General features: G+C 40.3%; 11 protein-coding genes and 2 pseudogenes. 1 reads left to right on the top strand and 12 read right to left on the bottom strand.

Annotated elements, in window-relative coordinates:
* Positions 1-30: 30 nt before the first annotated feature.
* The 12 genes and pseudogenes from ACQKMR_RS02905 to ACQKMR_RS02850 form a co-directional block, all read right to left on the bottom strand.
* Positions 31-1062, bottom strand: a complete 1032-nt coding sequence (locus ACQKMR_RS02905) for a sulfate ABC transporter substrate-binding protein (RefSeq protein ID WP_427695939.1) — start codon at positions 1060-1062, stop codon at positions 31-33.
* Positions 1063-1382: 320 nt separating this feature from the next.
* Positions 1383-2036: a nicotinate (nicotinamide) nucleotide adenylyltransferase gene (gene nadD, locus ACQKMR_RS02900; RefSeq protein WP_427695938.1), complete on the bottom strand. Its 654-nt coding sequence runs from the start codon at positions 2034-2036 to the stop codon at positions 1383-1385.
* A 17-nt stretch (positions 2037-2053) separates the two neighbouring features.
* Positions 2054-2677, bottom strand: a pseudogene (locus ACQKMR_RS02895) (cyclase family protein).
* A 22-nt stretch (positions 2678-2699) separates the two neighbouring features.
* The gene (gene kynA / locus ACQKMR_RS02890; protein WP_427695937.1) at positions 2700-3545 is read right to left on the bottom strand and encodes a tryptophan 2,3-dioxygenase; all 846 of its coding nucleotides are present in this window, start codon (positions 3543-3545) and stop codon (positions 2700-2702) included.
* Between the two features lie 13 nt (positions 3546-3558).
* On the bottom strand, positions 3559-4908 hold the full coding sequence (locus ACQKMR_RS02885) for an amino acid permease (protein ID WP_427695936.1): 1350 nt from the start codon (positions 4906-4908) through the stop codon (positions 3559-3561).
* 14 nt (positions 4909-4922) lie between these two features.
* Entirely contained in the window at positions 4923-6209 is a 1287-nt protein-coding gene (gene kynU, locus ACQKMR_RS02880) for a kynureninase (protein ID WP_427695935.1), read from the bottom strand.
* Positions 6210-6241: 32 nt separating this feature from the next.
* A complete protein-coding gene (locus tag ACQKMR_RS02875; protein WP_427695934.1) occupies positions 6242-7756 on the bottom strand; it encodes a carboxylesterase/lipase family protein in 1515 nt (504 codons plus the stop codon).
* Positions 7757-8126: 370 nt separating this feature from the next.
* Positions 8127-8324 (bottom strand): annotated as a pseudogene (locus tag ACQKMR_RS02870) (MerR family transcriptional regulator); the annotation flags it as partial.
* A complete protein-coding gene (locus ACQKMR_RS02865; RefSeq protein WP_427696085.1) occupies positions 8291-8437 on the bottom strand; it encodes a MerR family transcriptional regulator in 147 nt (48 codons plus the stop codon). The pseudogene ACQKMR_RS02870 and the gene ACQKMR_RS02865, both read right to left, overlap by 34 nt.
* Positions 8438-8745: 308 nt before the next feature.
* Positions 8746-9867, bottom strand: a complete 1122-nt coding sequence (locus ACQKMR_RS02860; RefSeq protein WP_427695933.1) for an NADH-dependent flavin oxidoreductase — start codon at positions 9865-9867, stop codon at positions 8746-8748.
* 20 nt (positions 9868-9887) lie between these two features.
* Positions 9888-10196: an iron-sulfur cluster assembly accessory protein gene (locus ACQKMR_RS02855; protein ID WP_427695932.1), complete on the bottom strand. Its 309-nt coding sequence runs from the start codon at positions 10194-10196 to the stop codon at positions 9888-9890.
* A 110-nt stretch (positions 10197-10306) separates the two neighbouring features.
* Positions 10307-11293 (bottom strand): Gfo/Idh/MocA family protein, encoded by a 987-nt coding sequence (locus ACQKMR_RS02850; RefSeq protein ID WP_427695931.1) that lies wholly within the window; start codon positions 11291-11293, stop codon positions 10307-10309.
* A 205-nt stretch (positions 11294-11498) separates the two neighbouring features.
* Here ACQKMR_RS02850 and ACQKMR_RS02845 point away from each other — a divergent pair, with 205 nt between their 5' ends.
* Positions 11499-12284 (top strand): SDR family oxidoreductase, encoded by a 786-nt coding sequence (locus tag ACQKMR_RS02845; protein ID WP_427695930.1) that lies wholly within the window; start codon positions 11499-11501, stop codon positions 12282-12284.
* Positions 12285-12325: the final 41 nt, after the last annotated feature.

The following is a 12325-nucleotide window of genomic DNA, read 5'->3' as shown; positions in this document are numbered from 1 at the left end:
AATGTGACTTTACATCTTCTCCTCCAACGCTTATTGTGGTTGATAAATTTCGTCAAATGTACCACCGTCATTGAAATGAGTTTCCTGGGCTTTTTTCCAGCCGCCGAACTTTTCATCAACAGTCACCATATCAATATTTGCAAACTGGTCCTCGTATTTAGCAAGAATCTTTTCATCCCTCGGACGATAGAAGTTCTTTGCTGCAATTTCTTGACCGGTGTCTGTGTAAAGATATTCCAGATATGCTTCAGCTACTTCCTTCGTTCCTTTTTTCTCAACCACTTTATCAACAACAGCTACTGGAGGTTCAGCTAAGATACTGAGTGAAGGATTGACTATTTCATATTTATCATCACCGAATTCTTCTAGTGTTAAATAAGCTTCATTCTCCCATGCAATTAGAACATCACCAATTTCCCTCTCCACAAATGTGGTCGTTGCACCTCGTGCTCCTGAATCCAAAACTTCAACATTTTGATAAAGCTTTTTCATAAAATCCTTCACTTTGGTTTCATCATTATTAAAACTCTTTTCTGCATAAGCCCATGCAGCCAGGTAATTCCACCTTGCTCCACCACTTGTCTTTGGATTTGGTGTGATTACGGAAACATCCTTTTTGATTAAATCATTCCAATCTTTAATACCTTTTGGGTTATCCTTTTTTACTAAAAACACGATGGTTGATGTGTACGGTGTCGAGTTTTCAGGTAAACGTTTTTGCCAATCTTCCGCTAATAGGTTACTAGCTTCATATATGGCATCAATATCATAAGCCAATGCCAGTGTCACGACATCCGCTTCCAACCCGTCAATAACCGCTCTTCCTTGTTTACCAGAACCGCCATGAGATTGCTGAATCGTTACATCCTGACCTGACTCTTCTTTCCAATGTTTCACAAACGCATCATTAAATTCTTGGTACAGTTCACGCGTCGGATCATATGACACATTCAATAGCTCCAAAGACTTAGAATTCCCTTCTCCTTCTGTTTTTTCTGAATTACATCCTGCTAGTACTCCAAAGGCTAAAATCAAACTTGAAAATACCATCAACTTTTTCATAAACTTCCCCCGCTTTTCACTTTTTCCAACAAAAAAGACATACTATTTCCTTCATTAATATATAAGGAGATAGTATGCCTTCAGTTTTCTGATCAGCAAATATTCTGTTTTTTATGTATCACTACCATAAAGCAAAGTATACCAAGTTGTCAACTATGTTTTTTAATTAATGCTTAACATGTCTCTTTATCTTTCTCTGGGCACTATTATTGTCATAAACAATCTAGAATAGTGGACTTATATAACCAATGCAAAAGAGCTCAATCACATGAGATTGAGCTCTTTTGCATTCTTTATTCTCGCTTTATTTACTTAAAAACTCAAGATTTTGATTCTTTCTGATATAACTTATTGTCCACAATATACTGATAACATTGACCAGGCAGTAAATATCTCGGTTCTCCACCCATCGCGAACTCATCTCTTATATATGTCGAACTAATCTCCATGGAGAGACCTTTATCGATAAGGTGAAAAGTATTTCCATCATCATAATTTCTCAGCAACGGACTTTTGGAAATAATTTTCAGCATATCTATTCCATCCCGGGCCATGACGATAAATTTATGATTGGCAATCAACTTTTCCCTGAATTTCCAGCGTAAGTGTACCGGTAACTCCTGATTATCAATATCTTCAAGAAGATCGGCACCCATAATGAAATAAATATCATCCTTCGGGTACTGTTGTTTAAAGTATTCCATCGTATACCAAGTATACTGTTTACTCGTCCCAGCCCGTTCATTAATTTCATAATCACTAACTTCGAACAGCGGATTGTCCTCTATAGCTAGCCCAAGCATATCCCAGCGATGTTCATTACTCGTTTTCATCTGTTTATCAATCCGATTATCAGCGCAAGGTAAAAAAATAACTTTATCCAATTTAGCCCGATGTGCAATGGTAGACGCTGTCCATAAATGGACATTCGTGACTGGATCGAAGGAAGATCCATAAACCCCAATTTTCCCCATCACTTATTCCCCCTCGTTTAGCGCTTCCTTTTCAGCACAGCCCTGACCGGACTGCCGTCTCCCTCTTCTAACGCAAGCGGCAGTGCTGCCAAATCATACAGTCCCGGCTTCACGTATTCTAGGACTTCCAAGATATGAATACCACAACCTGACAGAGCATGGTGGGCAGGCCATTCTTTGCTCTATAGATAGTCAACGGAAGGCAAATCAATTCCAAGCAACCTCACTCCTTTATCTGCAAGATAAGGTGCTAATTCAGGATCAATTGTAGGAATCCATTCAGGAAAATGGCCGAGGTCCTTCCACTTCCCTGTTGCCAGCAATAACCGTTCGATGCCTGTAAAGTCGATACCTGTTTTTAAAGCCTTAACTCCAATACTTTTAGCTGCACCTATCTTTACTAAAAGTGCTGGGCCAATATATAAATCCAAATCGAGCTCAATGATTTTTTTCCGTTTTCATCAAAATGAAAAGGAGCATCTATATGTGTTCCTAAATGTGTACTCATCCGAATTTCCCAAACATTTACTGATGATCCTTTCGCTATTGAAGAATTCAGGCGATATGAATACGGTGTATCTCCTGGCCAATATATGTGCATTTTCATTCATTCGCTGAGAAATATCTCTCCATTGATTCATCTATTTTCCCCTCAAGTATAGCTTACAGCTTTGTTCGGAGTGTCCAAAGTTCAGGGAAAAATGGCTGGTCGACCACTTTCTTTAGGTAGCTCACTCCCGACGAACCACCCGTTCCCATTCTTTGTCCGATGATTCGTTCTACCGTACTCATATGATTGAATCTCCAAAATTGTTGCTGACTACCAATATCAACAAGCTTTTCGGCCAACTCATATAAGTCCCAATATTTATGAACATCACGGTATACTGTCAGCCAGGCACGCTCCACACTGGCATTTATTCGATATGTTTCAGACCAATCCCTTTTCAAAACGGATTCATCAACGGGAAGACCTCTCGCAGCCAAGGCCCCAATCGCCGCATCATAAATACTAGGTTTATTCAAATTAGCCATCATCGTTTCATAAAGTTCAGGCTGATGTCGAAAAACGGTCAATATTTGCGAATTCTTTTGGCCCATTGCAAATTCAATCAACCTGTTTTGAAATGATTGAAAGCCAGAAGAGTTTCCGAGTTTCTCACGGAATTCCATATAATCCGATGGCGTCAAGGTCGAGAGAACATTCCACGATTGAACAAGTTGTTGTTGAATCCTTGCTACTCTGGATAGCATCTTAAAGGAAGGCTCCAAACGTCCTGCCACGATATTGTCTGTTGCTGCTGTTAATTCATGAAGAATCAGTTTCATCCATAATTCACTGGTTTGATGAATGACTATAAACAACATCTCATCATGATGACCGGAAAGCAGATGCTGACTCGATAGTATTTGATTTAAATGCAGATAGTCCCCATAGGACATATCCTTTTCAAAATCAGTAACCATTCCTTCTTCTAAGCGATTTTTATCAATCGGTCCCTTATCCATACTCTCTCTCCCTTTACGTTCTTTTTATTTTCATCATTAACAAATAAGCGATGCAAAGAAAGATCAGCCAAGGAACACCGAACTGGAGAACGATTTTAAAAGGACCAGTGAACCAAGTCGATACCGTCAAAGCAAACAGCAGAAATGCACCTAGTATCGTTAAATAGGGAAAGCCATACATTTTCACCGGCAACTTCCGCCCTCCAGATTTTTCCCAATTTATTCTGAAATACAAATGTGAGATAAACACCATAAACCAGGTAAAAATAGCTCCGAACATAGAAATCCCCATCATGAACGCATAGGAAGTATCCGGAAGCAGAACTTTCACACCAGCAGCCAGAAAAATGCCCAGTGTAGAGATGAGTAGGGCACGTAATGGAACTCCTTTTCGGCTCAACTTTTGAAATAATGCAGGAGCCTGCTTTTGCTCGGATAATGAAAATATCATTCTTGTGGAAGCATATAACTGGCTATTCATCGCAGATAGAGCTGCTGTTAGAATAATAAAATTCATTATTCCTGATGCCCCTGGAATATTCAAAATTTCCATTACCTTTACAAATGGGCTTTTGTCGATTCCAGCGGACTGCCATGGTACAATCATCAACATAAGCCCGATTGTCAGTACATAAAAAGTAGCAAGTCTGAAAACAGTTGCTTTTAATGCTTTGGGCACGGCAATATCGGGGTCTTTTGCTTCTCCTGCTGTCACCGCAATTAATTCCGTCCCTAAAAAGCTAAAGAGAGAAATAAATATTGCGACCCAAAGCCCCCAAAATCCGAATGGCATAAACCCTCCGTCATTGACATAATTCTCTACCCCAATACCGCTTGAGGGTTCGGCGCCAATCACCACGTATGCTCCAAGTAAAATAAAAATAACAATGGCGCTAATTTTAATCATTGAAAATGCATATTCAAAATTTCCGAATGTATTGACACTCGTTGCATTTACATAGATAAGCAGTGCAGCAAAAAGAAAAATCCACACACTTCCAGCAACATCAGGGAACCAATATTTCATGTACACTGCGATTGCACTCACTTCGACTCCAATAGCAAGGACATTCGCTATCCAATAAGAATATCGCACAACAAAACCTGCAAATGGACTGATATATTTTTCAGCAATCGTTCCAAAGGATCCTGATGTTGGATAGGCTACAGTCATTTCTGCCAAACAGCCCATCAACAGGAGGACAATGAATGCACCTGCTGCATAGCTGATTAATACACTTGGGCCTGCGGTCGAAATCGCAAGGCCGCTTCCCAAAAATAAACCGGTACCAATTGCACAACCCATGGCAATCATTGTGATTTGATTTGATGATAACTTACGATGCAACTTATTTTTCTCCATACGGTGCTCCCATCCTAGGCAATGATTCCCCGTTTATTTTCATAGTTTTCATATAACCTTCCGTCCATGATTTTTTTAAGGACCTGTACCGTTTCAAAGACTTCCAGAAAAGAGGTATAAAGAGCAACAGGTGCTAGTCGGATCATATTAGGTTCACGGTAATCAGGTATGATAGCCTCTTGCTTCAATGCTTTACATATTCTTGCAGCTTCTTGATGTTCAAGGATGATATGACCGCCCCTTTTTGATTCATCCCTTGGACTACCAATTTTAAATCCGTAATCAGTAAGGTCCGATTCAATTAAATCCATAAGATATTTCGTCAGCCTCAAAGATTTTGACCGAACCTGTTCTATTCCCACTTCTGCAAACATTTCAAGTGAGCCTAAAAGGGGGGCCATGCTTAATATATGGGGAGTTCCAATCTGAAAAGCACCGGCAGAATTTGCCTGGGTAAAGGAATGCTCCATATCGAATTGCTTATCCTTCCTCGATCCAAACCAACCTGCCAATCCCGGCTTCCTGTCAAAATGCTTACGGTTCACATACAACCCAGCTACACAACCTGGCCCACCATTCAAATGCTTATAATTACACCAAAACGCAAAATCCACTTCCCACTTATCAAACCAATGAGGAACAGCACCAATAGAATGACAGCCATCGAACCCAATTATGATCCCACGCGCATGGGCTTCCTTGGTTAACCTTTCAATATCAAGGATCTGACCGCTCCGATACAAGACCGTCGGCAGTACAATCAAGGCTATTTCCTCGTTCATCGCCGCAATGATGTCATCTTCCTCAAGGAATTTCCCATCACGGCTTTTCACCTGAACTAAATGTGTCGCAGGATCAAGGCCATGTAATAGGAGCTGGCTTTGGAGCGCATAAATATCACTGGGAAACGTTAGCTCATCCGCCATGATTTTGTTACGACCTGCTTTAGGTTCAAAAAAAGTTGCCGCAAGCTGATGCAAATTAGCTGTCGTTGACCCGCTCATTATTACTTCATCCCTTGCAGCCCCTACCAATTGGGCACTCAATTCTCCTAATCTCTCAGAAAAGTAAAACCAAGGCTCAGCGCCCTCCGTCCACCCATTTATCCCAAAACTTTTCCAGTCTTCCAATGACCCCATTAAGCTTTTTTCCGCCCGCTTCGATAAAAGTCCTAATGAGTTCCCATCCAAATAAATCATTCCAGGATTCAAATAGAACTCCTCTCTGTAAGAAACTAAGGCATCTTGCTGATCCAAAGTTCTCGCATACTCTTTCGTAGACATAAAATTTTTTATATCCATATTGTCCTCCCTTTCTTCCCATCCCCTATATTTCACTTGTAAATCCCTACTCCCTCCCATGCCAACCGTATCATTCTGTTAGGATCTTTTTCAATATAATCCTTTTTATCAAAAATCATTGTGTAGTGGTTGTTTTCATCATATTTCGGCCAGATTTCCCCTTCTGAGGGATTGGGGTTTCCATATTTCGCAAAGTTAACCCAATAACCTTGAATCCTTTGGGAAACCTTAAGCGCTGCTGGCCTGGATCCATAAGAAGTAATCCGTTTGCCCAATGCCGAGTCGAATGTCTGGAAGGCAAATAGAATTTCCATTCCATGCATCGCCCCTAATTTGCTTAGACGCAGTGCCGGTGTTTTATAATCGAAACGATACATCCACGTTTTTTCAAAACGACTGTACGCCTCCGCATACCAAACGGAAGGAATATGGAAAGTCGCATCACGACCAATTCCAAGCGCCGCTTGCTTTTTAGGAAAGTTCATATAAGCATTCGTGATTCGCTCTTTCGCCTCTGGATCAGTATTTTCGAACATTTTATGAATCATCTCTTCATTAGTTGGGATTAAAGGTGGATCCATTTGGTCAAATAATGTCGCTTCGTCCCTATTTGTTCCTATAAGCAAGGGTATCCCCTTGGCTTTTCCGGACCGAATCGAATCAAGAGGATAATCAGGCAGGAATTCACCATCGACGACAGGTCCAAAAGATAGGGAACCAGGCTTAGCTTGTGAGTTTTCCTGTAAGAGTTGGTAAGAGGCCGCGACAATTTCTTGAACTGGAAGTGTTTTTAATCGATGGATTTCATTCTTGCCAATTCCTAAGATATCAAGGAATTTTTCACTGAATTGTCGTGCAAATGCTTTTCCGTATACAGATGTCGGAGCAGAACTTTCTGCAATAGCCTGTTTAAAAAGACCGCTCGCTGAAGGTACAGTAAGTAAGGTCGTTACTGCATTTCCTCCAGCTGATTCGCCAAATATCGTAACATTCTCAGGATCGCCGCCAAAGGCTTCAATATTCTCTTTTACCCATTTCAAAGATGCCACTTGGTCACGTAAACCTAAGTTGGTTTCAAATGTTTCTTCATCATCTGTCAACTCAGTAAAATCCAAATATCCCAATGCACCTAACCTATAGTTGATGCTTACCACGACTACGTCTCCATTCTTAGCCAACAAATGTCCATTGTACATATCAATAGATCCAGCTCCCGTTACATATGCTCCACCAGGAATCCATACCATGACCGGGCGCTTCTTATCATCAGCTCTCGGTGACCAAATATTCAGGAACAAGCAATCCTCATCCATTTTTTCATTGCCCGTCATTCCTGTTCTTACAGCCCGATCCATCGGCTGTGGCGGAACGGCACCAAAATCCACTGCATCCAAGACACCGCTCCATTTTTCAACTGGCTCCGGCGAGCTAAAACGCAAAGCATCAATTGGCGCTTTTGCATACCTGACTCCACGCCAAACGCATACATCGTTTTCCATAGTACCTTGAAGATGTCCTTTTGTCGTCGTTACGATTGATCCAATCATTTGCTCTCACCTCTTCTTATAGTTACTTAAGTTCTTCTTTTTCCATTCCCTTATATCCTTCATCTTTATCAAAAAAGATTTATTAGGTTATTTCAACCAAAAATAATTCAAATAAATGTTCTACTTGTTGCAACTTCATATTCCCAAGTTCCACATTACGACAGATGAAAATGGACAAATCTCTTCAAAATGGTAATTCCCCTGATGAGAAATGTATTAAATCAAAACAAAAAAAGACCAATTCAGGTCCTTTTTGTTGAACAAGGCAAAATATTTAGGTGAGGATGGCAATGATGCTTAATAAAGACCTTCCTCGAACGGAAAGCTGTTTTGCTGCAAATTTTAATTGCTGATCATCGAGCTGATCCAATTACGGTTTTAATTCAAGCAGTTCTTTTTCCAGTTCTTTGAGGTCTGATGATATCTTGTCCTCTTTCACGAGCACCTGCCCAGAATCCACAGTGATTTCTGACCAGACATGTAACCGTTCCTTAATTTCAGTCAAGGGCATATTTTGTTCTTTGTACCGATTAATCATTTGAAGACGATTAAGAGCATCTTCAGTATAATATCGATATCTTGACCATTTTTTTCATAGTTCAGCATTCCTAATTGTGTGTAATAGTCGATCGTTCTCTTCGAAACATTCGCAAGTTCAGCAAGCTGGCCAACCCGATATATTCACCCAGATAGTCACCTTCTTTTAAAATCTACTGTTAACGTGTTGGGCTACTTCACAAAATGAGCTACTGATGCCCGTTTCATTTGGTTCAGCAGTTTCAAATATAGCCGATATACGAATGACAGACAGATTATTTTATTCCCTTCCTCATCATATATTTTATCAGAATGATTTTTCCTAGGAAAAGGAACCTGAACTTCCAATCCATTGAGACCATTTAAGCATAAGTTGCCCATACAAAAACCCGTCCTCAATAAAGAGAGGACGGGTTTTAAGGTATTATATATATTTCTACTGCTTTTTACACTTACTCTACTACCGGAAGCCAACCTTTTATATTAATCAACTTCTCCCAAAGTGGATCTGGTATGACAAGTTCATCCTGATCTTTCTTGGAAAGAGTCGTACGTATTTCAATTTCTTTCCCAGCCCTGATTTTTTCAATCCAATGCGGTTCCATAAGCAGTTCTCGACCGAGGGCGATAAATGGCACGCCGGTTTCCATAGCTTCTGCTACTTCCTCCGGTGTGTGCAGGGAGCCTACACCGACTATCGGGATACGATTACCAACCTTTTCATGAATTTTAACGATTCGGGATTTTGTCCTATCACTCTCACGGAATGAACCATTCCAGAAATGACCTACCGATATATGTAGATAATCTAAGTTTTGATTCGCTAGTCTATCGACGAACTGGAGCGTATCATCCAAAGTGATTCCAGGATTGCTGCCTTCTTCAGGAGAAATGCGGTATCCGATAATAAATGACTTTTTCGCATGCTCAGCCACTGTTTTTTCCACTTCGTTTACAAGGGTAAGCGGAAAAATCAATCGTTTCCCTAGAGTTCCTCCCCATTTATCTGTCCGACGGTTCGAGTGTGGCGAAAAGAATTGTTGAAGCAAATACGTATTGGCCCCATGAATTTCTACGCCATCAAACCCTGCTTCGATGGCTCTTCTAGTTGCTTCACCAAATGCCATAATAACATCCTGAATTTCGTTTTCCGACATTTCCCGTGGTACCGGTGCATCCTGTTTGGAAGCAATCGCACTCGCGGAAACAGGTTGGTTATCAGGTAATAATTCGGGTGGACTTTGCCGACCACCATGATATATTTGTAAAATTGCTTTTGACCCTTTAGCTTGAATCGTCTCAGCCAATTTTCTCAATGAAGGGATAAATGAATCGTCATCCACACTAAATTGACCTGGAAACCCTTTTCCGCCAGCTAGAACATAAGCACAAGCCGTAATTACCGCACCAACACCTGCGGAGCGTTCCGCATAATAAGCCAGTTCATCTTCGGTTATAAAGCCTTGATCATCCGAAGAATAAGTAGTCATCGGCGCCATCATTATACGATTTTTCACTTCTACCCCTGAAGAAAATTTATATGGTTGAAAGATTTTTTCGTATTTTTGATTCATGCGATTCTCCCCTTTTTTTCTTAATGGTGGTGATGCCCGTGAGGTTCTTTCGTAGGATTCGTAATTTCAAAACCTTCTTCCGGAACGTAAAAATATTTAATCCATACACCATCCAGAAATTCCTCACGTGAATCAAGCAAAATATCTATATCTTTATCTGTTTTAACAATTTCGTCATGTTCTGACGGTGTATCTAGTTTCATCTCATAGTGAGCATGATCACCATGCATATGCGTGATATATACTCGAATCATTTTGCCTTCGGCTTCTTCATTGTTCAACATATTTTGTAAAACTTTTGCTGCATTACGGTTAATTTTGCATTTCATATCCATTCCTCCAACATAAAGATTATCTATGTAATAAAGTTCTACCCAATTAAAGGATATCTGTAACATCCATTTTTACTCTTCTTCCTTGACCGTGTCTAGTTAAATGCTTATCTGCTGTCAGCAGGAAAAACGATGCCAATTTGCTTTCTTGCTTCATCCATGATTTCTATAGTCAATAGCGAATTCGCAAATGAATTTTTATCAGATTCTATTTTACCCTGATGAATTAATTCAACAAACTCTTTAACCTCATAATACATGGAAGGCATGTCCTGCTTAACCGAAATACTTTCCCTAGATCCATCCCGATAATGGATATCCACTGCTGTAGGTCCGGAAATCTTATTGATGAGAATGCTGCCATGTTCGCCTTGAATTTCTGATGGCTGGTTGGATTCGGTAATTTTCGAATACATCACAACCGCTTCCATTTCGTCATAGGAAAGTAATATGGTGCCCTGTCCATTTGCTCCTGATTCAAGTAATGTTCCTGTTGCCCGAATCTTATTTGGTTTACCAAACAGTACAACAAGTGGATAAATGACGTAAATCCCTAAATCCATTAATGCTCCGCTTGAAAATTCCGGATTGAACGCATTCAAAACTGTGCCTTTTTTATACGCGTCATAGCGTGATGAATATTGACAATAGCTTCCTGAAAATCGCCGTATGGTACCTATTTTACTAATATTTTTCTCAATACTCTCAAAGTTCGGCAATACGGTTGATTTCATTGCTTTCATTAATAGAACCTCATTTTGATGGGCAGCGTCAATCATCGCCTCAACTTCCGCTGCATTCGAAGCTAATGGTTTTTCACATAACACATGCTTTTTATTATTTAAAAATAACACTGCCTGCCTACTGTGATGAGAGTTAGGGCTGGCAATATATACAGCATCAATCACATCGCTTTCGGCCATTTCCTCTAAGTTTGTAAATATCGTATGAACTCCATATTTTCCGGCAAATTCCTTAGCCTTCTCTTCTGTACGTGAATAAACAGCGGTTAAAGAAAAATCCTCCACATGATTTGTTGCCTCTAAAAATCGCTCTGTAATCCAGTTTGTTCCTATTACTCCTAAGCGTATCAACATCATATCCCCTTTCAAGCTAACTTATTATGTCCTCAATATACAGACAATTCACTAAAGAACAAAGTAAAATGACGACCAACGACTGTTCAAATTGGATTTTTTAGGTAATATTCCTTTATAATCTTTCTATATTACCACTACCATGATGTTTCTACATACTACCTATTCGGGAAAGAAAACTAAAAAGGAGCGTGTGAAGTTTATGACAGATTTAATGAAAAATAAAGTCGCAATTATTACGGGTGGCGGATCAGGAATTGGCCGTGGCGCTGCACTAAAGCTAGCTGAAAACGGTGCAAATATTGTCTTTTTTGACCGGACAGTTGAAAATGCCGAAAAGGTGAAGGAAGAGGTAGAATACCTTGGTAGAGAGGCTTTAATCGTCAAAACCGATGTTTCCAATGCCGATCAAGTTGAAAAGGCCTACCAGGTAGCCTTCAATCATTTCGGGAAAATTGATTTCGTATTCGCCAATGCAGGCATCAACGGTGTAATAGCTCCCATCGAAGACATAAAGCCAGAAGACTGGGATCAGACACATACCATCAACCTAAAGGGAACCTTCCTCACTGTCAAATACGCCATTCCATTTATGAGGGAAACAGGTGGCAGCATCGTCATCAACAGCTCCATTAACGGAAACCGATTTTTCAAGAATTTTGGTTTTTCCGCCTACAGCTCTTCAAAAGCTGGTCAAGTCGCTTTCGGTAAAATGGCGGCACTCGAATTGGCAAAATATAAAATCCGAGTCAACATCATTTGTCCCGGCTCCATCGATACGAACATTCACGACAACACTTTCCCTGAAGATGAAAACTTAAAAAAAATCAGAATCCCAATTGAATACCCGCAAGGTTCACAGCCCCTTGCAAAAAAGGCCGGCACTACCGAGCAAACAGGGGACCTTGTCTTGTTCCTAGCTTCAGACATGTCCTCCCATGTAACAGGGACAGAAGTTTATATTGACGGGGCAGAATCACTGTTATAAGAATAGAAAAAAGCAGCCCTGATTTTTTCAAGAGTACTTTC

This window comes from Peribacillus sp. NPDC096540, assembly GCF_050278525.1.
Lineage (GTDB): Bacteria > Bacillota > Bacilli > Bacillales > DSM-1321 > Peribacillus.
Note: the sequence above shows the minus strand (reverse complement) of the source record. Positions and strands in the feature narration are given on the sequence as shown.